Genomic DNA, 25,695 nt, shown 5'->3' on the forward strand with positions numbered 1-25,695 from the left:
TCATTTCGCGATGGAGTGGAATTATATGGTCAGCACGATAAATAAGCAGGCTTATATCAGAATAAGCCTCTGTCTGTTTGTTTTCTATTTTGCATGGTCCACCAGTTGGTCCTTTCTGGCAATCTGGCTGGCCGATAACGTCGGCCTGAACAGTGAAAAGATTGGCTTTGTCCTGTCAATCAACGCCCTGTTTGCGCTGGCGATGAAGCCCGTTTGCGGCTATATCATGGATAAGCTCGGCCTCGGCAAACACCTGCTGGTCATCGTGACCCTCGCTTCGGTGCTGGCGGCTCCCTTTTTCATCTGGGTCTATCAACCGCTGCTCGGTTTTAATCTGATTGCCGGTATGCTGGTTGGCGCGCTGTATCTTTCCTTCGCGTATCTGGCGGGGGTGCTGGTGTTTGAATCCTACGCCGACCGCTACAGCCGCGCCTGGTCTTTTGAGTTTGGCCGCGTGCGGATGTGGGGTTCGATGGGCTGGGCAGTGGCGTCGCTGTTTGCCGGGCAGCTGTTCAACCTGTCGCCGAGCTACAACTTCTGCGTCACATCGCTGGCCTGCGTGGTGCTGCTTATGCTGCTCGGCATGCTAAAAACGCAGGGCGAAGGTATCGACTGGCAGGCGGTGAACGCCGGGCAAAAAGCGCCGGTCAATAAAACTGACGTTAAAATGCTCTTTACCCAAAGCGGATTCTGGATCCTGATGCTCTTTTACGGCGGAATTATCTGGATGATGCAGAGCGCCGAACAGCAGTTCCCGCGTTATTTTGTCAGCTTCTTTGCCGACCATAAACTGGGTAACGCGATGCTCGGTTATATGGGTTCAGTTCAATCCGCCGTCGAATTCATTCTTATGTTTTCTATTCCCTGGCTGATTAATAAAGTCGGCGCGCGCAACGGTCTCTTGTTAGCGGGTTTTGTGATTGGACTGCGGCTGATTGTTTCCGCACTGGCGACCCACGCGTGGATGATTGCCATTATTAAACCCTTCTACGGTCTGGAAATGGCGCTGCTGCTGGTATCCATCTTTAAATACCTCTCCCTCTACTTCGATAAGCGCTTAACCGGTACCGTTTATATGGTGCTCGGCTGCTTTAACTACTTAGGTATTGCGCTCATCAACCCCATTGCCGGAATGCTCTACGATCGCTACGGCTTCGCCAAAACCTACCTGGTGATGGGCGTCATTGCCTGGGTGATTACGCTTATCGGCATTCAGGTGCTGGGTAAAGGACGCTATGGCCGCACCTCGCCAGCGCCGATCTCCGCGACTCAGGGCTAACGCATATCATGCCTCATCCACATGGATGGGGCTTATACCTTGTCTTATTCCATCCCGCTTGCCATTATTTCCCTTCAGTATATAGATATGCGAAATCCTTACTTCCGCAGAATCTTTAAGCAGGTATGCTGGTCCAGTACCCCAAATTTCATACAGTTAAGGACAGGCCATGAGTAAGATTTTTGAAGATAACTCCCTGACTATCGGTCATACGCCGCTGGTACGACTGAACCGCATCGGTAACGGGCGCATCCTGGCGAAGGTTGAATCACGTAACCCGAGCTTCAGCGTCAAATGCCGTATCGGTGCCAATATGATTTGGGATGCCGAAAAACGCGGTGTACTGAAACCGGGTATCGAGCTGGTTGAACCGACCAGCGGTAACACCGGTATCGCTCTGGCCTATGTCGCTGCCGCTCGCGGTTACAAACTGACGCTGACCATGCCGGAAACCATGAGTATCGAACGCCGTAAGCTGCTGAAAGCGCTGGGCGCGAACCTGGTGCTGACTGAAGGCGCGAAAGGGATGAAAGGCGCGATTCAGAAAGCGGAAGAAATCGTCGCCAGTAACCCGGAAAAATATCTGCTGCTGCAACAGTTCAGCAACCCGGCTAACCCGGAAATTCACGAAAAAACCACCGGCCCGGAAATCTGGGAAGATACCGACGGACAGGTTGACGTTTTCATTGCAGGCGTGGGCACCGGCGGTACGCTGACCGGCGTGTCTCGCTATATTAAAGGCACAAAAGGCAAAACGGATCTGATTTCCGTCGCCGTTGAACCTACCGACTCCCCGGTTATCGCTCAGGCGCTGGCCGGTGAAGAGCTGAAGCCAGGCCCGCATAAGATCCAGGGGATCGGCGCTGGTTTCATCCCGGGCAACCTCGATCTGAAGCTGATCGATAAAGTCGTCGCGATTACGAATGAAGAAGCCATCTCCACCGCGCGTCGCCTGATGGAAGAAGAAGGTATTCTGGCCGGGATCTCTTCCGGTGCAGCGGTTGCCGCAGCGCTGAAACTCCAGGAAGATGAAACCTTTACCAATAAGAATATTGTGGTTATCCTACCGTCTTCGGGTGAACGCTATTTGAGCACGGCGTTGTTCGCAGATCTCTTCACTGAGAAAGAACTGCAACAGTAATGCCAGCGCGTTAAAATTGTGTAAAAAAGCACCCTTTTGGGTGCTTTTTTGTGGTGCACGTCAAACTTTTACCCCCCCTGGCATTGCTTCACCTCCGTAGGTCTGGTATTTAACCATCATATTTATTTTGAGCCGCGAAATTATTCATTACAGCTTTTCCTGTGCTGAATCGATTTTATGATTTGGTTCAAATCCTGCTTTCGCGGCATAATGTTTAATGATAAGCGAAACGTCAAAGGCCAGAAGCGTCTGCGTCGGAAGGTTTGTCGCCGATGGTAGTGCTGATTTTGTGGACGTCGCTTGAATTGAGTAATACAGGCTAAAGTGTAGCCACCAGGCTAGACTTTAGTTCCACAACACTAAACCTATAAGTTGGGGAAATATAATGTTCCAGCAAGAAGTTACCATTACCGCTCCGAACGGTCTGCATACCCGCCCTGCTGCTCAGTTTGTTAAAGAAGCGAAAGGCTTCACTTCTGAGATCACTGTGACTTCCAACGGCAAAAGCGCTAGCGCGAAAAGCCTGTTCAAACTGCAAACTCTGGGCCTGACTCAGGGTACTGTTGTCACCCTGTCCGCAGAAGGTGAAGACGAGCAGAAAGCAGTTGAGCATCTGGTTAAACTGATGGCTGAACTCGAGTAAGTTCAACGAGTTCTTTTAAATATCAGTCACAAGTAAGGTAGGGTTATGATTTCAGGCATTTTAGCATCCCCGGGTATCGCTTTCGGTAAAGCATTGCTGCTGAAAGAAGATGAAATTGTCATCGACCGGAAGAAAATTTCTGCCGATAAGGTTGAGCAGGAAGTTGAGCGTTTTCTGAACGGTCGCGCTAAGGCGTCCGCGCAGCTCGAAGCTATCAAAACTAAAGCTGGCGAAACTTTCGGTGAAGAAAAAGAAGCCATCTTCGAAGGGCATATCATGCTGCTCGAAGATGAGGAGCTGGAGCAGGAAATCATAGCCCTGATTAAAGATAAGAACATGACGGCTGACGCGGCTGCGCATGAAGTTATCGAAGGTCAGGCGACTGCCCTGGAAGAACTGGATGATGAATACCTGAAAGAACGTGCGGCTGACGTACGTGACATCGGTAAGCGCCTGCTGCGCAACATCCTGGGTCTGGCGATTATTGACCTGAGCGCGATTCAGGACGAAGTTATCCTGGTTGCCGCTGACCTGACGCCGTCAGAAACCGCACAGCTGAACCTGAAAAAGGTGCTGGGTTTCATCACTGACGTCGGTGGCCGTACTTCCCACACTTCCATCATGGCGCGTTCCCTGGAACTGCCAGCGATCGTGGGTACCGGTAGCGTCACCACTCAGGTGAAAAATGGCGACTATCTGATTCTGGATGCCGTAAACAACGTGGTTTACGTCAACCCAACCAACGAAGAAATTGACAAGCTTCGTGCCGTTCAGGAGCAGGTTGCTTCTGAGAAAGCCGAACTGGCAAAACTGAAAGATCTGCCGGCAATCACCCTTGATGGCCACCAGGTTGAAGTTTGTGCCAACATCGGTACCGTGCGTGATATCGACGGTGCTGAGCGTAACGGCGCTGAAGGTGTTGGTCTGTACCGCACCGAATTCCTGTTCATGGACCGCGACGCGCTGCCAACTGAAGAAGAACAGTTTGCTGCGTACAAAGCCGTTGCTGAAGCCTGTGGCTCTCAGGCGGTGATTGTTCGTACCATGGATATCGGCGGCGATAAAGAGCTGCCGTACATGAACTTCCCGAAAGAAGAGAACCCGTTCCTGGGCTGGCGTGCCGTGCGTATCGCGATGGATCGTAAAGAGATCCTGCGTGACCAGGTACGCGCCATCCTGCGTGCTTCCGCTTTCGGTAAGCTGCGCATCATGTTCCCGATGATCATCTCCGTTGAAGAAGTGCGTGCACTGAAGAAAGAGATCGAGATCTACAAACAGGAACTGCGTGACGAAGGTAAAGCATTTGACGAGTCAATCGAAATCGGCGTGATGGTGGAAACACCGGCGGCGGCGACAATTGCGCGTCATTTAGCCAAAGAAGTTGATTTCTTTAGTATCGGCACCAATGATTTAACGCAGTATACTCTGGCAGTTGACCGTGGTAATGATATGATTTCACATCTTTACCAGCCAATGTCGCCGTCTGTCCTCAACTTGATCAAGCAAGTTATTGATGCTTCTCATGCTGAAGGCAAATGGACTGGCATGTGTGGTGAGCTTGCAGGCGACGAACGTGCTACACTTCTGTTGCTGGGGATGGGTCTGGACGAATTCTCTATGAGCGCCATTTCTATCCCGCGCATTAAGAAGATTATCCGTAACACGAACTTCGAAGATGCGAAGGTATTAGCAGAGCAAGCACTTGCGCAACCAACAACAGACGAATTACTGGCGTTGGTTAACAAGTTCATTGAAGAAAAAACAATCTGCTAATCCACGAGACGCGGCCCAAATTACTGCTTAGGAGAAGATCATGGGTTTGTTCGATAAACTGAAATCTCTGGTTTCTGATGATAAAAAAGACACCGGAACCATTGAGATCATTGCACCGCTCTCTGGTGAAATCGTCAACATCGAAGACGTACCGGATGTAGTGTTTGCTGAGAAAATCGTTGGTGATGGCATTGCTATCAAACCGACCGGCAACAAAATGGTTGCGCCGGTTGACGGCACCATCGGTAAAATCTTTGAAACCAACCACGCTTTCTCTATCGAATCCGATAGCGGCATCGAGCTGTTCGTTCACTTCGGTATCGACACCGTTGAACTGAAAGGCGAAGGTTTCAAACGTATCGCGGAAGAAGGCCAGCGCGTGAAAGTTGGCGACACCGTTATCGAGTTCGATCTGCCGCTGCTGGAAGAGAAAGCCAAGTCTACCCTGACGCCGGTTGTTATCTCCAACATGGACGAGATCAAAGAGCTGACTAAGCTTTCCGGTAGCGTTACCGTGGGTGAAACTCCGGTGATTCGCATTAAGAAGTAATTCTTAACCGCATATAAAAATGGCGCCGATTGGCGCCATTTTTTTTGCCTGTAGGCCTGATAAGCGCAGCGCCATCAGGCAATATGCCATACGATTGCCGGATGGCGGCGCAAGCGCCTTATCCGGCCTACCAATTACAGCTGCGAGGTCACCGGGCGAAAGCATGGCTCGCGCATCAGGATTTTCATCCCCTCCGGGCCACTTTCCACTATCCGACGTTCGGAATCGGACACCTGCAGCTCACATTGATAACCACCGGTGACGCCGAACATCGCACGCGCGACGCAGGCATCCTCCAGCGCATTTTGCCCACTGGTATCAAAATGGCCCACCAGACGCCCGTTATGGCGAATAACCAGACGGTAGCTCTTCATCGCACCTCCTCTGCCGGCGGCAGAATTAATTCATCGCAGCCGCATTTCTGTGTCCAGCTCATCACCTCAAGCACCCGCTGTGCCGCATCATGGGCGGCATCGGACAGCGTTTTTTTCTGCACAATGCCGCTAATCAGCTCGGCGCAGAACAGATCGCCAGTGCCTTTTAAGTCCGTTTCCAGACGTGGATGGTCAATGATGGCCGTAGATTCCGCGGTCACTACCGCCACCGTAATATTTTCTGTCGTCTGGCCCGGCGCGCTGGTGATCACCACCCATTTTAGCGTCTCAGATAACAGCGATTGCGCCGCCGAAATCGCCTCATTCAACGTGCCACAGGGCTTACCACTCAGCATTTCCAGCTCGAATACGTTCGGCGTTAGCCCCTGCGCCAGCGGCAACAGGTGCGTACGATAGGCCTCTGGAATTTCTGCCTTCACATACATCCCGCTGTCGACATCGCCAATCACCGGGTCGACCAGAATGCAGATATCCGGATGCGTGATCTTCACCATTTTCAGCCACTGCGCCAGCAGCGCAATCTGCTCAGCGCTGCCCATATAGCCGGTGGTCACGGCCTTCAGCTCGCGCAACGCGTCACGTTCATTCAGTGCGGTGAGATAACCGCCAAACCATTCGCCGGGAATAATTCCACCGTAGAACGTCTCGTAATGCGGCGTGTTGCTGAACAGCACCGTTGGCACCGCGGTGACCCGTAGGCCATGCGCTTTTATGGCCGGAACGGCAATGCTGTTGCCGACGCTGCCGTAAACCACCAGAGACTGCACCGCAACGATATCCGTTTGCAGCGCGCGGTGCGTATCGTTGAAGAGCACCGACTGTATTTCACTATCCTGCCCCATCTCCTTCTCCTCATGACTCTGGACAGCGGGCGAGCGCCTCACTATTATCGTCATATGCTAAATTTCATTTTGTCATAGGTCAATAATGATCGACGGAAAAAGCGCCAACGAAATCTTTGACAGTATTCGTCAGCATATCACCAGCGGCCAACTGGCGAAGGGTGAAACGCTGCCGCCGGTCAGGGAACTGGCTGCAAGACTGGGGGTAAACCGTAATACGGTGGCGTCTGCCTACAAACGGCTGGTGACCTCAGGACTGGCGCTAAGCCTGGGACGCAACGGCACCGTTGTGAAAGAGACACCTGCGCCAACGGCACTGGAAGGTGGGAATCCGCATACGCCGCTCACCGACCTTTCCAGCGGAAACCCGGCGACGACCAGATTACCTGACCTGGCGCGTTATCTTTCGCACATCAGCCGCACGCCACGCCTTTACGGTGATGCGCCGGTGTCTCCAGCGCTGTATGACTGGGCGCTGGCATGGATGCAGGATGCCATGCCCGCCGCCGGCGATATCGACCTGACCAACGGCGCGGTGGATGCCATTGAGCGCCTGCTCTGCGCGCACTTGCTCCCCGGCGACAGCGTGGTTGTGGAAGACCCCTGCTTTCTCAGCAGCATTAGCATGCTGCGCTACAGCGGTTTTAATGCCAGCCCGGTAGAGATTGATGGCGAAGGACTGGTGGCGGAAAAGCTTGAACTGGCGCTCGCCAAAGGCGCGCGCGCGGTGATTTTAACGCCACGCGCCCACAACCCCACAGGCTACAGCCTGAGCGCCGCTCGCGCCGCCGCTATCCAGCAGGTGCTGAGTCGCTACCCGCAGGTACTGGTTATTGTCGATGACCACTTTGCGCTGCTGTCGTCCGCGGCCTGGCATCCGGTACTCACGCCGCAAACCCAGCACTGGGCCGTGGTTCGATCAATGTCTAAAACGTTAGGCCCGGACCTGCGGCTGGCTTTTGTCGCCAGCGACCCGGCCACGTCAGCCAGGCTAAGACTACGGCTTAACGCCGGTAGCCAATGGGTCAGCCATCTGTTACAGGATCTGGTTTACGCTTGCCTGGCGGACGAAGCCTACCAACGTACTCTCACCGAATCCCGCCTGTTTTATGCTGGCCAACAGCAGAAACTGGCTGAGGCACTGGGCCGCCACGGTGTAGACGGCGTGCTTCAGGGGGACGGCCTGAACCTATGGCTACCGCTTGCAACTCCCAGTCAGCGTACAGCGTTTGCGCTGGCAAAAGCTGGCTGGCTGGTCCGCGAAGGTGAAGCGTTTGGCGTCAACGCGCCCGCGCACGGCCTGCGTATCACCCTTTCAACCCTTAACGACAACGACATCAATCGTCTGGCGTCCGATATTTATCATGCGCTTAGCCTCTGACAGGAGAACATCCATGCGCGTCCATTTTGTGCTTCACGAATCGTTTGAATCCGCAGGCGCTTACCTCCCCTGGGCCGAGTCTCGCGGCCACGACGTTAGCTGGACTCACGTCTATCGGTATGAAAGTGTCCCCGACAACGCTGACGGCTTTGATATGCTGGTGGTGTTCGGCGGACCTCAGTCGCCACGTACTACGCTTGCCGAGTGCCCCTACTTTGATTCACAAGCCGAGCAGCGGTTGATTCGTCAGGCGATAGACGCCGGGCGCACCGTCGTCGGCATCTGCCTGGGTTCGCAGCTGATTGGTGAAGCGCTAGGCGCAGCCGTTTGTCAGAGCCCGGAAAAAGAGATTGGTCACTACCCGATTATCCTCACCGCAGCAGGCCAACAGCACCCGCTGTTCAGCCACTTTGGCTCACCGCTCACCGTCGGCCACTGGCACAACGACATGCCGGGCTTAGCCGCCGGAACGGTCATTCTGGCCGAAAGTGATGGCTGTCCACGTCAGATCGTACAATATGGCGATAAGGTGTACGGCTTCCAGTGCCATATGGAATTTACCGCCGAGGCGGTTGAAGGGCTGATTCAACACTCTGAACAGGAGTTGGCTGAGGCCAAAGGCAAGCCATTCATTCGCTCAGTAGATGAGATGCGTACCCATGATTATCGTGAAATGAACCAGAAACTGTGGGAATTTCTTGATAAGCTGACCCAATCGCCCTCCAGTTCGTCTACGGCGCAGCGCCACCGGGATCGCACACGGTTATAAGGAGAATACATGCCAGCATCATCGCTAAGAGCCGTTATCGAAGCCTGCGACCGCGCCATCTCGCAGGAAAACTACGCCACGTTGATGGAATACTATGCCGACGACGCCACCCTGGTCGTCAAGCCGGGGATGGTAGTCAGCGGCAAGGAAAACATCCGCAAAGCGTTTATCGCCATCGCTGATTACTTTCAGCATCGACTGGTGGTAACGCAGGGTCGTATGGAGATTATTGAAGGGGGCGATAACGCGCTGGTGATTATGGAAACGCGGTTAGATATCCCGCTCGCCGAAGGGGGCACGACACAGGTCACGCGCCGTGCGACCTACGTGTTTCGCCAGCAGGAAGGGCGTTGGCTGTGCACGGTAGACAACTCCTACGGCACCGACCTGCTGGATAGTCCTGCGGTTTAGATCCCCGCCCCCTGGCTGAAGTGCTCTTCGCCAAACACGCCGGTAGACAGGTAGCGATCGCCGCGATCGCAGATGATCGCTACCACCACAGCTCCCGGATTCTGTTCCGCTACGCGAATCGCGCCGGCAACCGCGCCACCGGAACTGACGCCGCAGAACACCCCTTCTTTTACCGCCAGCGCGCGCATGGTATTTTCCGCGTCGTTCTGGTGAATATCCAGCACCTGGTCCACCAGGCTGGCGTTGAAAATCCCTGGCATATACTCGGCAGGCCAGCGGCGAATGCCCGGAATGCTGCTGCCCTCTTCCGGCTGTAGGCCAACGATGGTGACTGCTTTCTCCTGTTCGCGCAGAAAACGCGACACGCCGGTAATGGTGCCAGTGGTGCCCATGCTGGAAACAAAATGGGTGATACGCCCTTCTGTTTGCTGCCAGATTTCCGGGCCGGTGGTGGTGTAGTGTGCGTACGGGTTGTCAGGATTGTTGAACTGATCCAACAGCTTGCCTTCACCGCGTTGGGCCATCTCCAGCGCTAAATCGCGGGCGCCTTCCATCCCCTGTTCTTTGGTCACCAGAATCAATTCGGCGCCGTAGGCACGCATCGCCGCACGGCGTTCCTGGCTCATGTTATCCGGCATCAGCAGCTTCATGCGGTAGCCTTTCAGCGCGGCAATCATCGCCAGTGCAATACCGGTATTTCCGCTGGTGGCTTCAATCAGTACGTCACCCGGTTTGATTTCACCACGCTTTTCCGCCTCGACGATCATCGACAGCGCCGCGCGGTCTTTTACCGACCCTGCCGGGTTGTTACCTTCCAGTTTGATCCAGATTTCGCTGCCGTTTTCCGGCCCCAGACGCTGCAATTTGACCAGCGGCGTGTTGCCGATCGTTTGTTCTAATGTATTCACTTCTGCTGTCCAATAAAAAACCCGGCAGCGTTTTGCGTACCGGGCCGTCGGCCGGGCAAGCGTAGCGCCCCCCGGCAAAACCACGTGCGATTAAGCTATCAGGCCGTTTCGGCCAGAGCAAGCGTCTCATGGGATTCGATCCGCTCGTCACCATGATACAAACGCGCGTTCTGTAAGCCGACAAACAGACGCTCGCCGCGCAGCGGCGCGTCGTCACCGCGCATCACCACGGTTAGCGGATCGTGATACCACCCCAGCGGCTGCACGACTAATTGGGTGTAGTGCCCTTTCGGGCTGGCTTCCAGCACCTGCACAGGCAGCGGCGAATCGAGGCTGGTACGGCGGCTGACATCCACTTCCCACGGACGCAGGAACAGATCCACGGGCCCCTGATAGGATGGCGTGTAGCCTAACGGCCAGCGGTGTGCGCCGACGTGGAACTGCCCGCCGCGCACAATACCCTGCAGACGGTTCACTTCACCCATAAACTCCAGCACGAAGCGCGTAGCTGGCTCGCGCCATACCTGATCCGGCTCGTCGGCCTGTTCAATATTGCCCTGGCTCATCACCACCACGCGGTTGGCAACTTCCATCGCCTCTTCCTGGTCGTGGGTGACGAACACGCTGGTGAATTTCAGCTCTTCATGCAGCTGACGCAGCCAGCGACGCAGCTCTTTACGCACCTGCGCATCCAGCGCGCCGAACGGTTCATCGAGCAGTAAAATTTGTGGCTCCACCGCCAACGCGCGAGCCAGCGCCACACGCTGCTTTTGCCCGCCGGAAAGCTGCGCCGGATAGCGATCGGCAAGGTGCGCCAGTTGCACCATCTCCAGCAGTTTGGTCACTTTCGCTTTAATGGTGGCGGCATTGGGTCGTTCACGACGCGGCAGCACCGTCAAACCGAAAGCAATGTTGTCAAACACCGTCATATGGCGGAACAGCGCATAGTGCTGGAACACGAAACCCACCTTACGATCGCGCGCATGCAAGCGACTGACGTCAGTGCCGTGGAAACGGATGTGCCCACTGGTCTGGTGCTCCAGCCCGGCGATAATACGCAGCAGCGTGGTTTTCCCGGAGCCAGAGGGCCCCAACAGCGCGACCATCTGGCCGGAAGGGATATCCAGAGAGATATCATTCAGCACCTGGGTGCGACCAAAAGATTTCTTAATATTGGCAATCTCAATGCTCATGATTTCCCTCCTGTTGCGCGCGTTTTTCTTGATTATGCAAACGCCACTGCAACGCACTCTTTAAAAACAACGTCAGAATCGCCATCAGGGTCAGCAGCGCCGCCGCGGTAAAGGAACCGACGGCGTTGTAATCCTGTTCAAGCAGTTCAATCTGTAACGGTAACGACAGCGTCTCGCCGCGAATTGAGCCGGAAACCACCGATACCGCGCCGAACTCGCCGATAGCGCGAGCGTTGGTCAACACCACGCCGTACAGCAGCGCCCAGCGAATATTCGGTAACGTTACGCGTCTGAACATTTGCCAGCCGGACGCGCCAAGCAGAATCGCCGCTTCATCTTCCTGACTACCCTGGCTGAGCATCACCGGGACCAGCTCGCGAACCACAAACGGACAGGTGACAAAGATGGTCACCAGCACCATGCCCGGCCAGGCAAACATAATTTGCAGGTTGTGTGCTTCCAGCCAGCCGCCAAGCGGACCGTTGGAGCCGTAAAACAGCAGATACACCAGACCCGCCACGACCGGCGAGACCGCAAACGGGATGTCCAGCAGCGTCAGCAGCAACTGACGGCCCGGGAAGTCAAAACGCGTCACCAGCCAGGCGAGCAGCACGCCGAATACCAGGTTTACCGGCACGGTAATCAGCGCAATCATCACCGTCAGCCAGATGGCGTGCAGCATGTCCGGATCGGCCAGGTTTTGTAATACCGGCATTAATCCTTTGCTGAACGCCTGGATGAAGATATAAATCATCGGCACCAACAGGATAAGGGCCGAAACCAGTACCCCGGTACCTATCAGAAACCATTTGCCCCAGTTAAAGCGGGGCGCGTCATAACGCTTCAATTGAGTCACTTCCGCCATTAATGACCTACCACACGCCGACCAAAGCGACTTTGCAAAGTATTGATGGTGAACAGCAGCAGCAGAGAGGCTGCAAGGATCACCGAAGCAATCGCACTCGCCGCCGGATAATCAAACTCCTGCAGGCGAATAAAGATCATCAGCGAGGTCACTTCCGTCTTCCATGCGATGTTGCCAGCGATGAATATCACCGCGCCAAACTCGCCGAGGCTACGCGTAAAGGACAGCGCCACACCCGCCAACAGCGCCGGAGACAGCTCCGGCAGCACCACTTTACGGAAGCTCTGCCAACGCGTTGCGCCCAGGGTTTCTGCCGCTTCTTCATACTCCGGGCCTAATTCCTCCAGCACGGGCTGCACGGTACGCACCACGAATGGGATACTGGTAAACGCCATTGCCACCGCGATGCCGATCCAGGTATAGGTCACCTTGATATCAAACTTCGCCAGCCATTCGCCGTACAAACCGTTTACCGAGAACAGCGATGCTAACGTCAGGCCAGCCACAGCCGTCGGCAGCGCGAACGGCAGATCCATCAAGGCATCCAGCAACGTGCGGCCAGGAAAACGGTAGCGCGTTAAAATCCACGCCATCAGCAAACCAAATACGCCGTTAAAGATAGAGGCGACAAATGCCGACAACAGCGTCACCTTATAGGCGGCGACCACCTGCGGGTTGCTGATCACCTCCCAATACTGCGACCAGCTCATCTCAGCGAGCTGCATCACCAGCGCGCTGAGCGGCAGTAACAGAATCAAACAGACAAACAGCAGACTGGTGCCGAGGCTTAAGGTAAAGCCCGGCAGCACACGCCTGGAGGAAACAGCAAACATTACTTACGCCCCGCCGCTAACAGCTTGTCTAACTCGCCACCGCTGGCGAAGTGCGTCTTCATCACTTCCGGCCAGGCACCAAACTTGTCCTCCACGCGGAACAGATCGGTCTGCGGGAATTTATCTTTCAGCTTATCCATCACCTGCGGGTTATTCACGCGGTAGTAGTAATCGGTGATGATGGTCTGCGCCTGCGGGCTGTACAGATAGTTCAGGTAAGCCTTCGCCGCCTTCTCGGTACCGTTGGCCTTCACGTTTTTATCCACCCATGCCACCGGGAACTCCGCAAGAATATTGACCTTTGGCACCACCACTTCAAAGCCCTGTGCTTCATACTGTTTGCGGATGTTGTTCACTTCGGATTCGAAAGTGATCAGCACATCGCCCAGACCACGCTCCACGAAAGTGGTGGTTGCGCCACGGCCGCCGGTATCAAACACTTCGACGTTTTTCAGGAACTGGGTCATAAACTGCTCGGTTTTCGCTTTATCGCCACCGTCAGCTTGATCCGCCGCGCCCCACGCCGCCAGGTAGGTATAGCGCGCGTTACCGGAGGTTTTTGGGTTCGGGAAAATCAGCTTCACGTCCGGGCGCACCAGATCATTCCAGCTGTGGATATTCTTCGGGTTGCCCTTACGTACCAGGAACGCCATGGTCGAATAGAACGGCGAGCTGTTATTCGGCAAACGCGCCTGCCAGTCCGCCGGAATCAGGTTGCCCTTGTCATGCAGAATCTGCACGTCGGTTACCTGGTTATAAGTTACAACGTCTGCTTTTAAGCCCTGCAGAATTGCCAGCGCCTGTTTGGAAGAACCGGCATGGGACTGCTTGATTGTCAGTTTGTCCCCCCCATTCTCCTGCGCCCACTGCTGCTCAAACGGCGTATTCAGGGCGGCAAACAGCTCGCGGGAAACGTCATAGGAGCTGTTCAACAGTTCCGTCGCCTGCGCCTGAGCCATCAGCAGCACAGATGCCGCCAGAGTCAGGTATCCTTTTTTCAGTAACTTAATCGCCATTGCGCACCCTATAGTGTGAGGACTTTCTGAGCATCAGTGTATTTATAACGGGTACTAAAGGAGTAACGGTTTTATATACCGTTTAGTGATTTGGAAGTTGAAAAGGGAATAAGCGGCGAATGCGACTTTCTGGAGCACAATTCCAGAATCGTAACTGCATTCTGACAAAGCGCAAACATGCGGGCAAAGTGCCAGATATGGAGAATACGTTTGGTTTTGCTCGTCAGCTCAGACAAAGGCTGACACCAGAGGAACGCCGGTTATGGTATCAATTGCGGGATCGCCGATTTGCGCGGTTTAAGTTTCGCCGCCAGCATCCGGTTGGGCCGTTTATTCTTGATTTTGCCTGCTGTGCGGCACATCTTGCCGTCGAGTTGGATGGGGGGCAGCATGATGAAAGAAGCGGGTACGATGCGCGGAGAACAGCGTGGCTTGAGCGACAAGGATGGAGAGTGCTGAGATTCTGGAATAACGAACTAATAGACAATGAGGAAGCTGTGTTGGCGCAGATTCTGGAGGCTCTGGTGTCGCAATTACCCTCACCCCGGCCCTCTCCCTGAGAGGGAGAGGGTGAAAAACGAGCCTGACCATCAGTTTCGTTACATCAAACCGCATCAAACGGTCCCCTCTCCCCCTGGGGAGAGGGTTAGGGTGAGGGGCGGCTCTGAATTACAACGCCACCAGCTTATCCAGCGAAGGCGCAAAGTAATACCCACCGGTCACCGGCTTAGTAAAGCGCAGCATTGCGTCACGCTTACCGTCGGTATCGCCAAACATGCTCAGCAACTGCTGTTCAATATTGTGCAAACGCGCGCAGTAAGCGCAGAAGTACAGGCCGTGCGTACCGCTGGCCGTGCCGTACGGCAGGCTCTGACGCACAATCTTCAGTCCTTTACCATCTTCTTTCAGGTCTACGCGAGTCAGGTGCGAGGTTTCCGGACGATCGTCGCCGTCGATCTCTTCGTTGGCTTCTTTGGTACGGCCAATCATCATTTCCTGATCCGGCACGCTCATGCGGTTAAGCTGCTTGAGGTTGTGCTCCCAGCGCTGCACGAAAACATAGCTGCCGCCCGCGTCGACGCCGTCTTTGATCACCGCCACTTCACGACGGGTTTCTTCACCGGCCGGGTTTTCAGTGCCGTCAACAAAGCCGCTCAGGTCGCGTTCTTCAACCCAACGGAAGCCGTGTACTTCTTCCTGCACGTCCAGCGAGTCGCCAAAAGCGGCCAGCGCGGCCTGGGCCACGGAGAAGTTCACGTCATGACGCAGAGAGAGGATGTGGATCAGTACGTCAAACTGCGTGGAAGGCGCCAGCCCCTTGCCATACTGAGGAAAATCTTTCAGTTCCTCAGCGCCCACGCCGCCACTCAGCTCGCGCCAGGTGTCGTGGCCAAACGCAACTACCGCGCCTAAATGCGCTTCCGGGAATTTATCCTGGAACGCCGCCAGCTTTTCGGCAAAAATTTTGCTGCCGGCACGCAGGGCGTTAACGTCCCCTTTCACATTGGCTTCAATCCAAATCGCCGCGCGGCAATGTTCCGGCAAAATGCCGCTCTGAACCTGAGACATCGCTCCTCCTGAAAATAAAATGCCACGACGTCGTGGCATAGAAAAACCTCACATATTGTACCCGCTTTTCACCGCAGCGGGTCAATTCAACATCAAATTTAGCGTCGCCAGATGATTTTCGACAGCGTCCAGTTTTTCAGCGCGTCGTCAGGTGGCATGAGGCCCTGCGGCCCCTGCCAGGTGCCGGAGAACTGATAGCTAATGTGCTGGCTGTCTTTCGCTTTACATTCCACGACGTTACTTTCGTCTCCGCTTGCGGCCTGGCAGTGACCATACGCTTTGTCGTAGAGCGTATTGAAGGCCGTGCCGACCTTCGCCCCGTCGGCGGCGACAATGCCGTCATCCAGCACATCAACACGACTGACGGTACCGCTGTCACCGTTGATGACCATTGCCACCTTGTCGCCACGCAGCGCTTCAAAATAGCGGACGATGTTGCCGTCATGCGCCTTCATGCCGCTACGTAGGCGGTAATCGCTGCCGAGTGCGTCGCTAATCGCCTGCTCGCTCAGCGCCGTGGTGCCGGTAATGCCGCCAACGCCCTGCTCGGTCACGCCAGCAGAAGATCCAAACCAGTTCCACGGATAGGCCGCCGACCAGTTAACCGAAGACAATGTTGAACAGCCGGTCAGCGCCAGCGGCAGTGCACACAAGAGTAAACGCAGCGATTTCATTCCTACTTCCTATAAATTCAAGTCAGGCCTATTGGAGTCCAGTAAACACAAAAAGTGCCGTTCAATCTGTGACATCACGAAAACAGGCGCGTAAACGTTGATTGCTCAGCAGCCACCACAGAGCATAAATATCGAGAACCAGCAGGCTTACTCCAACGCCGGAGACGGCTTCGCCGCTGAGCCACGACCACGGCTGCCAAAACAGGAGAATCAACTGGGCCACAACTAACGACGGATGAAGGAAACGCCATAAACGCGGGTAGACATGCCGCCGTCCGCTAAGCAAAAACGTCAGCACCGCCGGTACGCCGGGCAGCAGGCCAATCCAGAAGAGACTGTGGTCGGGGTAGAACAAATTCAGTAAGGCATCGCCCTGATCGCGGGAGGCCCCCGCCATCAGGAACAATACCCACGTCCGCGCTTGCAACAACAGCAGGCACCAGAACAGAAACGGCAAGCGCAGGCGACCTTGCGCATCGTAATCAGCGGGCGAGAAATCAGTACTCTTCATCTTCGATCAGGCGCTTTCCTAAGCTTTGGGCATCGGCGTGTTCATAGCCCAGTCGCTCGTACATGCCCAGCACCACGTCGTTTTCTTCGCGCACCATAATCTGGATTTTCGGACAGCCGCGAGCAATGAGTTTTTTCTCAAGACGGTTGAGCAACGCGTTGGCAATGCCGCGCCCGCGATACTCCGGGTGCACGCCGAGATAGTAGGCCGACCCGCGATGGCCGTCATAGCCGCCCATGATGGTGCCAACCACTTCGCCGTTCACTTCCGCCACCAGAAACAGGCTGACGTCATGATTCACCTTCCGTTCGATGTCCATCTCAGGATCGTTCCATGGTCGCAGCAGATCGCATCGCTCCCACAGGGTGATGACCTCTTCAAAGTCCGACTGGCGAAAAACGCGTATCTCCATGGTATTGCCCACCTTTTCAGGTTTAAAAACAGTGATTATGGCGTGAACGGCCAATTTAGCCAATATCTGACGCGGCACAGTGAAAAAAATGGCATAATAAGGTACAGACACGTATTGAAATGAAAAGTAAAACAATTCTCATCGCGAACAGTCGTAACCAAAATCGCGATACGATATAACATACAGATTCTTGTTTTTACAACTCAGGCCGGAATGAGCACGTTTAAACCTTTAAAAATACTGACTTCGCGCCGTCAGGTGCTAAAAGCCGGATTGGCTGCGCTCACGCTGTCGGGAATCGCGTCTCAGGCAGCCGCGAAAGACACAACATTAAAAACCAGCAATGGTCACAGCAAACCAGCGAAAAAATCATCGAATCGCCGACTGGTCATGCTGGACCCAGGCCACGGCGGTATTGATACCGGCGCAATTGGCCACAACGGTTCCAAAGAAAAGCACGTCGTACTGGCGATTGCTAAAAACGTGCGCGCCATTTTGCAGAAAAACGGTATCGACGCCAAACTGACCCGTTCAGGCGACACCTTTATTCCGCTGTACGATCGGGTTGAGATTGCCCACAAGCACGGCGCGGACCTGTTTATGTCGATCCACGCCGATGGTTTTACCAATCCGTCCGCTGCGGGCGCGTCGGTGTTTGCCCTCTCCAACCGCGGGGCCAGTAGCGCCATGGCAAAATATCTGTCAGACCGTGAAAACGCCGCCGATGAACTGGCGGGTAAAAAGGCCAAGGATAAAGACCATCTGCTCCAGCAGGTGCTGTTCGATCTGGTGCAAACCGATACCATCAAAAACAGCCTCACGCTCGGCTCGCACGTGCTGAAGAAAATCAAGCCCGTGCATAAGCTGCATAGCCGCAGCACTGAACAAGCCGCGTTCGTGGTGCTGAAGTCGCCGTCGATCCCGTCGGTGCTGGTGGAAACCTCGTTTATCACCAACCCGGCGGAAGAAAAACTGTTGGGTACCGCCGCGTTTCGCCAGAAAATAGCCGATGCGATTGCTTCTGGCATCATCAGCTACTTCCACTGGTTCGATAACCAGAAAGCCCACGCGAAGCGCCGCTGATGAAGATTAACGTAGAGCAGGTCAAAGCCTTTCTGCTCGGGCTACAGGACGATATTTGTCGGCAGCTTGAGCAGCTCGATGGCAGCGCATTTATTGAAGATAGCTGGCAGCGTGCAGCCGGCGGCGGTGGCCGCAGCCGGGTGCTACGCGATGGCGCACTGTTTGAGCAAGCGGGCGTGAATTTCTCCCACGTACACGGCGACGCCATGCCCGCTTCCGCCACGGCGCACCGTCCGGAGCTGGCAGGACGTAGCTTCGAAGCGATGGGCGTCTCGCTGGTTATCCATCCGCGCAATCCGTATGTGCCAACCAGCCACGCCAATGTGCGCTTTTTTATTGCTGAAAAGCCCGGTGCAGAGCCGGTGTGGTGGTTCGGCGGCGGTTTCGATTTAACCCCCTACTACGGCTTTAACGAAGACGCTGTGCACTGGCACACCGTCGCACGCGACCTGTGTCAGCCGTTTGGTGACGACGTCTACCCGCGCTACAAAAAGTGGTGCGACGACTACTTCTATCTTAAGCACCGTAACGAGCAGCGCGGCATTGGCGGCCTGTTCTTTGACGACCTGAATACGCCAGACTTCGATCACTGCTTTGGCTTTATGCAGGCGGTGGGGAAAGGTTTTACCGACGCCTATCTGCCGATCGTCGAGCGTCGTAAAGATATCGCCTACGGCGAACGCGAGCGTGATTTCCAGCTCTACCGTCGCGGGCGCTACGTTGAATTTAATCTGGTGTGGGACAGAGGCACGCTGTTTGGCCTGCAAACCGGCGGGCGCACTGAGTCGATTCTGATGTCGATGCCGCCGCTGGTGCGCTGGGAGTATAACTACCAGCCGGATGAAAACAGCCCGGAAGCGGCGCTGAGCGAATTTATCAAAGTGAAAGACTGGCTTTCGTAAGCCTGATAAACGAAGCGCTATCAGGCCTCACGAAAAAGCCCCAAAATGGGGCTTTTTTTGTTTTACAGCGGCTGGGTCTGGGCTTCAACCACCGCCAGCGCCACCATGTTGACGATGCGGCGAACGGAGGCGATCGGCGTCAGGATATGTACCGGTTTCGATACCCCCATCAGCACCGGCCCAACGGTCACCCCTTCGGAACTGGAAACGCGCAGCAGGTTATAGCTGATACGCGCAGCTTCCATATTCGGCATCACCAGAATATTCGCCGAACCTTTCAGCGGGCTATCCGGCATGCGGTCGTTACGGATGCTTTCAACCAATGCGGCGTCGCCGTGCATTTCGCCATCAATCATCAGCTCCGGCGCGCGCGCCTTCACCAGCTCCAGCGCATCGCGCATTTTGCTGGCCGACGGGCAGTCGGAAGAGCCAAAGTTAGAGTGCGACAGCAACGCCACGCGCGGCTCGATACCGAAACGACGCACGCTTTCCGCCGCCATCAGGGTGATTTCAGCAATCTGCTCCGGCGTCGGATCGTTGTTGACGTAGGTATCGGCAATAAAGGTGTTACCGCTCGGCAGCAGCAGCGCGTTCATCGCGCCCGCGGTATGCACGCCGTCACGGTAGCCGAATAACGGATTGATCACGCTGAAATGCTCATGGTAATCACCGATCGTACCGCAAATCATGCCGTCCGCTTCGCCGCGCTGCACCATGATTGAACCAATCGCGGTGGTATTACTGCGCATCTCGCGCTGCGCCTGTTCCTGCGTGATACCGCGACGCTTCATCAGGCTGTAGTATTCCTGCCAGTACTCTTTAAAGCGCGGGTCTGATTCGTTATTGACGATTTCAAAGTCGACGCCCGGCTTAATCTGCAAGCCCAACTTCTGCAGGCGCATCTCGATAACGCTCGGACGGCCAATCAGAATCGGCTTCGCCAGCCCCAGGGTGATCAGCTCCTGGGTGGCGTGCAGAACGCGGTTGTCTTCCCCTTCCGCCAGCACGATGCGCTTCGGCTCTTTACGTGCCTGCGAGAAGATAGGTTTCATAAACAGGTTCGTCTTGTAGACAAACTCGCTCAGTTTCTCGATGTAGGCGTCAAAATCGGCAATCGGGCGTTTTGCGACGCCGGAGTCCATCGCCGCTTTCGCCACGGCCGGGGCGATCTTAACGATCAGGCGCGGATCGAACGGTTTTGGAATAATGTAGTCCGGGCCAAAGCTCAGATCCTGGTCACCGTAAGCGGAAGCCACCACTTCACTCTGCTCGGCGTGGGCCAGTTCGGCGATCGCGTGAACTGCCGCCAGCTTCATCTCTTCGTTAATCGCCGTCGCGCCAACGTCCAGCGCACCACGGAAGATGAACGGGAAGCACAGCACGTTGTTCACCTGGTTCGGGTAGTCGGAACGACCAGTGCAGATAATCGCATCCGGGCGTACTTCTTTAGCCAGAGGCGGCAGAATTTCCGGCTCCGGGTTCGCCAGCGCGAGGATCATCGGCGCGCGAGCCATTTTCTTCACCATCTCCTGGGTCAGCACTTTCGGGCCGGAGCAGCCAAGGAAGATGTCGGCGTCGGCAATCACGTCGTCCAGCGTGCGCTTGCCGTCATCCTTCACCGCGTAGGCGGCTTTGGTTTCCGCCATATTCGGCTCGCGGCCTTCATAGATCACGCCCTTCGAGTCGCAGACCACAATATTGTGTTTCTGCATCCCCAGCGCCACCAGCAGGTTCATACAGGCAATCGCTGCCGCGCCCGCGCCGGAGACCACCATGCGAACGTCAGAGATGTTTTTCTCCACCACGCGCAGGCCGTTGAGGATGGCCGCGGTACTGATAATCGCGGTGCCATGCTGATCGTCGTGGAACACAGGAATGTTCATGCGCTCGCGCAGCTGCTGTTCAATGTAGAAACATTCCGGCGCTTTGATGTCTTCGAGGTTGATGCCGCCAAAGGTCGGCTCCAGCGCCGCCACGACATCGATAAATTTGTCCGGGTTGGTTTCATCCACTTCGATATCGAAAACGTCGATACCGGCGAATTTCTTGAACAAAACGCCCTTACCTTCCATCACCGGTTTACCGGCCAATGCGCCGATATTGCCTAAACCCAGTACGGCGGTACCGTTGGACACCACCGCTACCAGGTTACCGCGCGCGGTATATTTGTAGGCCGCCAGCGGATCTTTTTCGATCTCCAGACACGGCGCGGCAACGCCCGGCGAGTAGGCCAGCGCGAGATCGCGTTGGGTGGCGAGCGGCTTGGTCGGCGCTACCTGAATTTTGCCTGGAACGGGGAATTCATGGAAATCGAGGGCACTTTGTCTTAATTGGTCGTCCATTTAGGGTTCCTTTCACGTATCAAACTAAAAGGGTGAAGCGCAATTACGTCCTGATGCACTCCCGAAGGAAGCGCCTAGTATCGCCTGTGACCGCCCGGTAAACTTTGAAGGCCGCCATACTCTTGCGAACACGCCTTGCTTTGTTATTTATTTATGTCGCTTATGTTATCAACTATCGATAGTAAGATCATGATTTCCGGATATGCTTTTTTGTTATGCCAGCCATAACCAAACGGCTATCGCCTTCCGCCATCCGGGCGATGCAGGGGCAAGTCTACCATCCTGGGGAAACCGCCCTCGTTAAGCCATCATCTAAAATCGTTATATTAATCATGTTGTTGATACATTTTTATCAACATTGAAAAGACGCGGAGGGGCGGCTGCCCCTGGAATGGAATAGTGAAAACGTTAACCGGAAACCCACTGTGTAGCCCAGGCGTCTGCTCCCTGCCAGTTGTCACACTGCGGTTGAGTGGCGTAACGCGCCAGGCGAAAGCGTTGTCCATCGAAGCGCCAGCGCGTCTGTGTACCGCAGTCGCCGAGGGCGCGTCCCTTCTCAAGCGTGATCAGTTCACGCGTATGTTCGTTAAACGTCAAATTCACCAGTTCAATATCACGCCCCTCCTTACCGGAAGGCAGGAACGGCAAACGCAGGCGAATCGGCGTGGTGGCAAACGGCTTTTTGCGCGACGCCAGCCAGGCACGATAGATAGTGTTGTAGGCCCCGGATTCACAGCTGGTCATGATCAGCGCTTTATCGTCACTTAATGCGGTCACCCACACTTCACGCCGCAGCGGATCCAGCGAACACTGCACGTTGTTCATCCGCCAGGTGGCGAAATCGAGCAGGTCGTTGTATTCATCGCGACCGAGCGGCGTCGGCGCAGGGCTAACTTTTGCGACGGTCTTAAGCGGCGGAGCGGGCGGCACGCTCAGCGGCGGCTCGTCGCCTTTACGGATCCACGCGGTTTCATTACCCACGCGTTTCTGTTGGGCATCGATAAACAGCAACGCCGCCTTCAGCCCCTGTAACGACATCACCTGCAAACCCTTCGACAGCGTAATGGCCTGAGCATCCTGAATTTGTTGCAGGAAGGCGTCTATGGTGACGCTATCGCCGGTCGACAGCCATTTCGGCTGTATTTTCCAGTGCTCGCCGCTGAGCTTTAGCGGCTTCCCATCAAGCAGCAGCCGAGGCTCGATCGCCGGGACCGCCGCCACCGGGTTAACCAGCCCGCCCAACTCAATACGCAGTTGGGCATCGGTGTGCGCCCCGGCGCTGCGGCTGAGGGTCATCACCAGACCATAGTGCAGGCCAACGTTACGGGTCACACAGAAATTCTGGTTATTACAGGTCACCAACCAGTCGGAAAAAAGCTGCTGCGTCGGCGCCGCCCACGTCAACGACGTCGGGAGCCACCCGATGCAGAAGAAAAAAAGGAGAATGCGGTAACGCATGGACGGTACAACCCCAGAAGAAAAAAGCATCAACTTACCGGGGCTATCCTGGAGGACGAAGCGGTAGCGCTCAATCGGATTTATCGGATTGAGCTGGCCAGAAAATTACGCCATCAGGCCTGAACCTTGCAGATACTGGAGTAAAATCACCGTCTTACCATCGCAAATTTCACCAGTGCGAATCATCTCAATTGCACGGGTGAACGGCAGCTCCATCACATCAATATCTTCATCATCCACGCCGCCGCCCGCGTTATCGCGCAGACGATCGTCGTATTCGGCAATAAAGAAGTGGACGATTTCGGTCACGCCGCCCGGCGACATATACAGCTGAAACACTTTACGCACGTTGTTGACCTGATAGCCGGTCTCTTCGATAGCCTCTTTGCGAATGCACGCTTCCGGCTCGTCGTCGTCGAGCAACCCGGCGCAGGTTTCAATCAGCATGCCGTTGGCATTACCGTTCACCCAGGTGGCGACACGGAACTGACGCACCAGCACCACGCTCTGCTTCTGGCGGTTGTAGAGCAGCACCGTCGCGCCGTTGCCACGGTCGTAAACTTCGCGTTTGTGTTGCACCACTTCGCCATTTTTTTGGGTCAAATCGTAGGTAATATTGCGCAGGACGAAGTAGTTTTCGGACAGGATTTTATCTTTAATAACGTTGATATTAAGGGACATACAGGCTCCACGGCGATAACGCTTTCGCGTCATATTACGCCGTGAAGCCCGGGTATCGTCAATGCGCGCGGGTGATTTTCACGCCTAACCAGTCGAGGATCCCCTGCGCCGCATGACGGCCTTCGGCCATTGCGGTGACCACCAGATCGGCACCACGCACCGCATCGCCACCGGCGAAAATTTTGGGATTCGAGGTTTGATAACGGTAGCGCGAATGCACGTTGGCGCGAATGCGTCCCCAGTCGTCAACCTCCACACCCAGCGCGTTCAGCCACGGCATACCGTGCGGATGGAAACCAAAGGCCATGATGACCGCATCAGCAGGCATCACAAACTCGCTGCCGGGAATTGGCGTCGGACGGCGGCGACCCTGAGCATCCGGCTCACCAAGCTCAGTACGCAGGAAACGGACGCCGCACACGCGGCCCTCAGCATCCAGCTCCAGCGTGACGGGCTGAACGTTGAACTCAAACTCCGCTCCCTCTTCCTTCGCGTTTTTGACCTCTTTTTTCGACCCAGGCATGTTGGCTTCATCGCGACGATAGGCACAGGTGACCTTTTCCGCACCGTGACGCAGTGCGGTACGCACGCAGTCCATCGCCGTATCGCCGCCGCCAAGCACCACCACGTTAAGCCCTTTGGTATTGATATACGGTTCCTCAGGCAACGCCTCTAGCCCCATCACGTTTTTCGTGTTCGCGATCAGGAACGGCAGCGCGTCATACACCCCCGGCGCATCTTCATTCGGCAAATTCGCCTTCATGGAACGGTAGGTGCCCACTCCGACAAACACGGCGTCATACTCTTCCAGTAACCTGTCCAGGGGGATGTCTTTGCCAATTTCACAGTTCAGCTCAAAGCGAATCCCCATGTCGCTAAAGATTTCACGGCGGCGGGCCATCAGCGATTTATCCAGCTTGAATGCCGGGATGCCGAAGGTCAGCAGTCCGCCGATTTCCGGATGGCGGTCAAACACGACCGGCTGCACGCCCTGACGCACCAGAATGTCGGCGCATGCCAGCCCGGCAGGCCCGGCGCCGATAATCGCCACTCGCTTACCGCTGCTGGCGACATTGCCAATATTCGGACGCCAGCCTTTGGCTAGCGCACGGTCAGAGATATAGCGTTCAATATTGCCAATCGTGACCGCGTCGTGCTCATCGCGCAGGGTACAGGCCCCTTCACACAGGCGATCCTGCGGGCAGACGCGGCCCGTGATTTCCGGCAGCGGGTTGGTCTGATGCGACAGCTCGACCGCCGCGTCAATATCCCCGGCGTTGACCCGTTCGATCCACTGCGGAATATGGTTGTGCAGCGGACAGGTCCATTCGCAAACGCTATGCTCGCCACAGCTCAGGCAGCGTGCGGAAGCCTGTTGCGCCTGTTCGTGACGTAGCGGCAGATAAATTTCGCCGAAGCCGGTTTTACGGGCGGCAAGATTGAGTTTATCCGCTTCACCGCGAGCGGGTGTCTGCGCCATCTGCTGCACCTTGCTACGCTGAATCTTCGCAGCCGGCGCACGACTCTCGCTGTGCCACGGCTGCGCTTCGCGGCAGGCCGTTTGCAGGCGTCGGGTGCGCGCAATATCGCTAAGTTGCTGGCTGGTCATCAGCTGTAGGGCGTCCGCCGGACAGTTTTCCACACAAGCCGGGCCTGCCGGGCGCTCGTGGCAGAGATCGCATTTGTGGGCCGTGGCTTTTACACGCCCATCCTGAGTCGGCGCGAGGACAATTTGCATGGTGCCAAACGGACAGGCAACCGCACAGGATTTACAGCCGATGCACTTCGCCTGGTCGACCTGGATGGCGTCATCGACCTGGCGAATCGCGCCGTTCGGGCAGCTGCGTGCACAGGGGGCATCTTCACAATGATGGCAGGTAGCGGCCCCTCGTTGATGGTTCATTTTGACGACCGTGATGCGCGGCATAAACTGCGACGCGTCGAGCACATGTTGCTCTCCGTTATGCGACATCACACAGGCAACTTCACACGCCCTGCATCCAATGCATTGTTGGCTATCTACCCTAATAAAACGGTTCATACTCGCTCAGCCTATGGTTAAAA

The 25,695-nt window shown here is 55.6% G+C and carries 26 protein-coding genes; 11 read left to right on the forward strand and 15 right to left on the reverse strand.

The window, feature by feature from the left end; all coding sequences use genetic code 11:
- Positions 1-25 precede the first annotated feature (25 nt).
- The 5 genes from K7B04_RS22825 (at position 26) to crr (ending at position 5,386) form a co-directional block, all read left to right on the forward strand.
- A complete protein-coding gene (locus K7B04_RS22825; protein ID WP_163446108.1) occupies positions 26-1,279 on the forward strand; it encodes an oligosaccharide MFS transporter in 1,254 nt (417 codons plus the stop codon).
- Between the two features lie 169 nt (positions 1,280-1,448).
- On the forward strand, positions 1,449-2,420 hold the full coding sequence (gene cysK, locus K7B04_RS22830; RefSeq protein WP_163446109.1) for a cysteine synthase A: 972 nt from the start codon (positions 1,449-1,451) through the stop codon (positions 2,418-2,420).
- 385 nt (positions 2,421-2,805) lie between these two features.
- Positions 2,806-3,063 (forward strand): phosphocarrier protein Hpr, encoded by a 258-nt coding sequence (gene ptsH, locus K7B04_RS22835; protein ID WP_002913505.1) that lies wholly within the window; start codon positions 2,806-2,808, stop codon positions 3,061-3,063.
- A gap of 45 nt (positions 3,064-3,108) precedes the next feature.
- Positions 3,109-4,836 carry a phosphoenolpyruvate-protein phosphotransferase PtsI gene (ptsI, locus tag K7B04_RS22840; RefSeq protein ID WP_167575281.1) on the forward strand — a complete coding sequence of 576 codons (1,728 nt, stop codon included), beginning with the start codon at positions 3,109-3,111 and terminating at the stop codon, positions 4,834-4,836.
- Positions 4,837-4,876: 40 nt separating this feature from the next.
- Complete coding sequence (gene crr, locus K7B04_RS22845; RefSeq protein ID WP_065355860.1) at positions 4,877-5,386, forward strand: PTS glucose transporter subunit IIA; 510 nt, start codon at positions 4,877-4,879, stop codon at positions 5,384-5,386.
- 134 nt (positions 5,387-5,520) lie between these two features.
- Here the strand turns inward: crr and K7B04_RS22850 are convergent, their stop codons facing one another.
- Together K7B04_RS22850 and pdxK are read right to left on the reverse strand one after the other, a co-directional pair.
- Positions 5,521-5,760: a cytoplasmic protein gene (locus tag K7B04_RS22850; protein ID WP_163446111.1), complete on the reverse strand. Its 240-nt coding sequence runs from the start codon at positions 5,758-5,760 to the stop codon at positions 5,521-5,523.
- Positions 5,757-6,623, reverse strand: coding sequence for a pyridoxine/pyridoxal/pyridoxamine kinase (pdxK, locus tag K7B04_RS22855; protein ID WP_163446112.1), 867 nt, complete (start codon positions 6,621-6,623; stop codon positions 5,757-5,759). Before pdxK ends, K7B04_RS22850 begins: the two co-directional genes overlap by 4 nt.
- Before the next feature lie 85 nt (positions 6,624-6,708).
- On the opposite strand from pdxK, the gene ptsJ reads away from it, so the two are divergent.
- The 3 genes from ptsJ to K7B04_RS22870 are packed head-to-tail and all read left to right on the forward strand — an operon-like array spanning position 6,709 to position 9,184.
- Positions 6,709-8,004, forward strand: a complete 1,296-nt coding sequence (ptsJ, locus tag K7B04_RS22860; RefSeq protein WP_223803092.1) for a transcriptional regulator PtsJ — start codon at positions 6,709-6,711, stop codon at positions 8,002-8,004.
- A gap of 13 nt (positions 8,005-8,017) precedes the next feature.
- Positions 8,018-8,773, forward strand: a complete 756-nt coding sequence (locus K7B04_RS22865) for a type 1 glutamine amidotransferase (RefSeq protein WP_163446114.1) — start codon at positions 8,018-8,020, stop codon at positions 8,771-8,773.
- A 9-nt stretch (positions 8,774-8,782) separates the two neighbouring features.
- Positions 8,783-9,184 carry an SgcJ/EcaC family oxidoreductase gene (locus K7B04_RS22870; protein WP_223803093.1) on the forward strand — a complete coding sequence of 134 codons (402 nt, stop codon included), beginning with the start codon at positions 8,783-8,785 and terminating at the stop codon, positions 9,182-9,184.
- Here the strand turns inward: K7B04_RS22870 and cysM are convergent.
- The 5 genes from cysM to K7B04_RS22895 all read right to left on the reverse strand — a co-directional run bounded on the left by cysM (position 9,181) and on the right by K7B04_RS22895 (position 13,999).
- Positions 9,181-10,092 carry a cysteine synthase CysM gene (cysM, locus tag K7B04_RS22875; protein ID WP_163446116.1) on the reverse strand — a complete coding sequence of 304 codons (912 nt, stop codon included), beginning with the start codon at positions 10,090-10,092 and terminating at the stop codon, positions 9,181-9,183. The genes K7B04_RS22870 and cysM overlap by 4 nt on opposite strands.
- 98 nt (positions 10,093-10,190) lie before the next feature.
- Positions 10,191-11,285 (reverse strand): sulfate/thiosulfate ABC transporter ATP-binding protein CysA, encoded by a 1,095-nt coding sequence (gene cysA, locus K7B04_RS22880; protein ID WP_163446117.1) that lies wholly within the window; start codon positions 11,283-11,285, stop codon positions 10,191-10,193.
- Positions 11,275-12,150, reverse strand: a complete 876-nt coding sequence (gene cysW, locus K7B04_RS22885) for a sulfate/thiosulfate ABC transporter permease CysW (RefSeq protein ID WP_163446118.1) — start codon at positions 12,148-12,150, stop codon at positions 11,275-11,277. The genes cysA and cysW overlap by 11 nt, the downstream gene beginning before the upstream one ends.
- Positions 12,150-12,983, reverse strand: a complete 834-nt coding sequence (cysT, locus tag K7B04_RS22890; protein WP_065355867.1) for a sulfate/thiosulfate ABC transporter permease CysT — start codon at positions 12,981-12,983, stop codon at positions 12,150-12,152. Before cysT ends, cysW begins: the two co-directional genes overlap by 1 nt.
- Positions 12,983-13,999: a sulfate ABC transporter substrate-binding protein gene (locus K7B04_RS22895; protein ID WP_223803094.1), complete on the reverse strand. Its 1,017-nt coding sequence runs from the start codon at positions 13,997-13,999 to the stop codon at positions 12,983-12,985. Before K7B04_RS22895 ends, cysT begins: the two co-directional genes overlap by 1 nt.
- Positions 14,000-14,196: 197 nt before the next feature.
- Here K7B04_RS22895 and K7B04_RS22900 point away from each other — a divergent pair, with 197 nt between their 5' ends.
- Positions 14,197-14,559, forward strand: a complete 363-nt coding sequence (locus K7B04_RS22900; protein ID WP_163446133.1) for a DUF559 domain-containing protein — start codon at positions 14,197-14,199, stop codon at positions 14,557-14,559.
- 109 nt (positions 14,560-14,668) lie between these two features.
- Here the strand turns inward: K7B04_RS22900 and K7B04_RS22905 are convergent, their stop codons facing one another.
- The 4 genes from K7B04_RS22905 to K7B04_RS22920 all read right to left on the reverse strand — a co-directional run bounded on the left by K7B04_RS22905 (position 14,669) and on the right by K7B04_RS22920 (position 17,165).
- Positions 14,669-15,568: a Dyp-type peroxidase gene (locus K7B04_RS22905; RefSeq protein ID WP_163446120.1), complete on the reverse strand. Its 900-nt coding sequence runs from the start codon at positions 15,566-15,568 to the stop codon at positions 14,669-14,671.
- 98 nt (positions 15,569-15,666) lie between these two features.
- Entirely contained in the window at positions 15,667-16,242 is a 576-nt protein-coding gene (locus K7B04_RS22910; RefSeq protein ID WP_064543660.1) for an RpoE-regulated lipoprotein, read from the reverse strand.
- A gap of 61 nt (positions 16,243-16,303) precedes the next feature.
- A complete protein-coding gene (locus K7B04_RS22915) occupies positions 16,304-16,753 on the reverse strand; it encodes a DUF2919 domain-containing protein (RefSeq protein ID WP_223803095.1) in 450 nt (149 codons plus the stop codon).
- On the reverse strand, positions 16,740-17,165 hold the full coding sequence (locus K7B04_RS22920) for a GNAT family acetyltransferase (RefSeq protein WP_035891508.1): 426 nt from the start codon (positions 17,163-17,165) through the stop codon (positions 16,740-16,742). Before K7B04_RS22920 ends, K7B04_RS22915 begins: the two co-directional genes overlap by 14 nt.
- A gap of 213 nt (positions 17,166-17,378) precedes the next feature.
- Between K7B04_RS22920 and amiA the strand changes: the two genes are divergently transcribed.
- Positions 17,379-18,248 carry an N-acetylmuramoyl-L-alanine amidase AmiA gene (gene amiA, locus K7B04_RS22925; protein WP_064543656.1) on the forward strand — a complete coding sequence of 290 codons (870 nt, stop codon included), beginning with the start codon at positions 17,379-17,381 and terminating at the stop codon, positions 18,246-18,248.
- On the forward strand, positions 18,248-19,150 hold the full coding sequence (gene hemF, locus K7B04_RS22930; protein WP_223803096.1) for an oxygen-dependent coproporphyrinogen oxidase: 903 nt from the start codon (positions 18,248-18,250) through the stop codon (positions 19,148-19,150). Before amiA ends, hemF begins: the two co-directional genes overlap by 1 nt.
- A gap of 62 nt (positions 19,151-19,212) precedes the next feature.
- Here hemF and maeB read toward each other — a convergent pair whose 3' ends face one another.
- The 4 genes from maeB to aegA all read right to left on the reverse strand — a co-directional run bounded on the left by maeB (position 19,213) and on the right by aegA (position 25,672).
- A complete protein-coding gene (gene maeB / locus K7B04_RS22935) occupies positions 19,213-21,492 on the reverse strand; it encodes an NADP-dependent oxaloacetate-decarboxylating malate dehydrogenase (RefSeq protein ID WP_163446123.1) in 2,280 nt (759 codons plus the stop codon).
- 408 nt (positions 21,493-21,900) lie between these two features.
- Positions 21,901-22,950: a DUF1176 domain-containing protein gene (locus K7B04_RS22940; RefSeq protein ID WP_223804216.1), complete on the reverse strand. Its 1,050-nt coding sequence runs from the start codon at positions 22,948-22,950 to the stop codon at positions 21,901-21,903.
- A gap of 105 nt (positions 22,951-23,055) precedes the next feature.
- On the reverse strand, positions 23,056-23,631 hold the full coding sequence (gene nudK, locus K7B04_RS22945; protein WP_223803097.1) for a GDP-mannose pyrophosphatase NudK: 576 nt from the start codon (positions 23,629-23,631) through the stop codon (positions 23,056-23,058).
- Positions 23,632-23,689: 58 nt separating this feature from the next.
- Positions 23,690-25,672 (reverse strand): formate-dependent uric acid utilization protein AegA, encoded by a 1,983-nt coding sequence (gene aegA, locus K7B04_RS22950; protein ID WP_223803098.1) that lies wholly within the window; start codon positions 25,670-25,672, stop codon positions 23,690-23,692.
- Positions 25,673-25,695 lie beyond the last annotated feature (23 nt).

Origin of the sequence: Kluyvera sp. CRP, assembly GCF_019930565.1 — a bacterium.
Lineage (GTDB): Bacteria > Pseudomonadota > Gammaproteobacteria > Enterobacterales > Enterobacteriaceae > Kluyvera > Kluyvera georgiana_A.

Bases quoted from the DNA above. Each gene is read 5' to 3' on its own strand.
- K7B04_RS22825 (WP_163446108.1), top strand. From the start codon at position 26: ATGGTCAGCACGATAAATAAGCAGGCTTATATCAGAATAAGCCTCTGT.
- cysK (WP_163446109.1), top strand. From the start codon at position 1,449: ATGAGTAAGATTTTTGAAGATAACTCCCTGACTATCGGTCATACGCCG.
- ptsH (WP_002913505.1), top strand. From the start codon at position 2,806: ATGTTCCAGCAAGAAGTTACCATTACCGCTCCGAACGGTCTGCATACC.
- ptsI (WP_167575281.1), top strand. From the start codon at position 3,109: ATGATTTCAGGCATTTTAGCATCCCCGGGTATCGCTTTCGGTAAAGCA.
- crr (WP_065355860.1), top strand. From the start codon at position 4,877: ATGGGTTTGTTCGATAAACTGAAATCTCTGGTTTCTGATGATAAAAAA.
- K7B04_RS22850 (WP_163446111.1), bottom strand. From the start codon at position 5,760: ATGAAGAGCTACCGTCTGGTTATTCGCCATAACGGGCGTCTGGTGGGC.
- pdxK (WP_163446112.1), bottom strand. From the start codon at position 6,623: ATGGGGCAGGATAGTGAAATACAGTCGGTGCTCTTCAACGATACGCAC.
- ptsJ (WP_223803092.1), top strand. From the start codon at position 6,709: ATGATCGACGGAAAAAGCGCCAACGAAATCTTTGACAGTATTCGTCAG.
- K7B04_RS22865 (WP_163446114.1), top strand. From the start codon at position 8,018: ATGCGCGTCCATTTTGTGCTTCACGAATCGTTTGAATCCGCAGGCGCT.
- K7B04_RS22870 (WP_223803093.1), top strand. From the start codon at position 8,783: ATGCCAGCATCATCGCTAAGAGCCGTTATCGAAGCCTGCGACCGCGCC.
- cysA (WP_163446117.1), bottom strand. From the start codon at position 11,285: ATGAGCATTGAGATTGCCAATATTAAGAAATCTTTTGGTCGCACCCAG.
- cysW (WP_163446118.1), bottom strand. From the start codon at position 12,150: ATGGCGGAAGTGACTCAATTGAAGCGTTATGACGCGCCCCGCTTTAAC.
- cysT (WP_065355867.1), bottom strand. From the start codon at position 12,983: ATGTTTGCTGTTTCCTCCAGGCGTGTGCTGCCGGGCTTTACCTTAAGC.
- K7B04_RS22895 (WP_223803094.1), bottom strand. From the start codon at position 13,999: ATGGCGATTAAGTTACTGAAAAAAGGATACCTGACTCTGGCGGCATCT.
- K7B04_RS22900 (WP_163446133.1), top strand. From the start codon at position 14,197: ATGGAGAATACGTTTGGTTTTGCTCGTCAGCTCAGACAAAGGCTGACA.
- K7B04_RS22905 (WP_163446120.1), bottom strand. From the start codon at position 15,568: ATGTCTCAGGTTCAGAGCGGCATTTTGCCGGAACATTGCCGCGCGGCG.
- K7B04_RS22910 (WP_064543660.1), bottom strand. From the start codon at position 16,242: ATGAAATCGCTGCGTTTACTCTTGTGTGCACTGCCGCTGGCGCTGACC.
- K7B04_RS22915 (WP_223803095.1), bottom strand. From the start codon at position 16,753: ATGAAGAGTACTGATTTCTCGCCCGCTGATTACGATGCGCAAGGTCGC.
- K7B04_RS22920 (WP_035891508.1), bottom strand. From the start codon at position 17,165: ATGGAGATACGCGTTTTTCGCCAGTCGGACTTTGAAGAGGTCATCACC.
- amiA (WP_064543656.1), top strand. From the start codon at position 17,379: ATGAGCACGTTTAAACCTTTAAAAATACTGACTTCGCGCCGTCAGGTG.
- hemF (WP_223803096.1), top strand. From the start codon at position 18,248: ATGAAGATTAACGTAGAGCAGGTCAAAGCCTTTCTGCTCGGGCTACAG.
- maeB (WP_163446123.1), bottom strand. From the start codon at position 21,492: ATGGACGACCAATTAAGACAAAGTGCCCTCGATTTCCATGAATTCCCC.
- K7B04_RS22940 (WP_223804216.1), bottom strand. From the start codon at position 22,950: ATGCGTTACCGCATTCTCCTTTTTTTCTTCTGCATCGGGTGGCTCCCG.
- nudK (WP_223803097.1), bottom strand. From the start codon at position 23,631: ATGTCCCTTAATATCAACGTTATTAAAGATAAAATCCTGTCCGAAAAC.
- aegA (WP_223803098.1), bottom strand. From the start codon at position 25,672: ATGAACCGTTTTATTAGGGTAGATAGCCAACAATGCATTGGATGCAGG.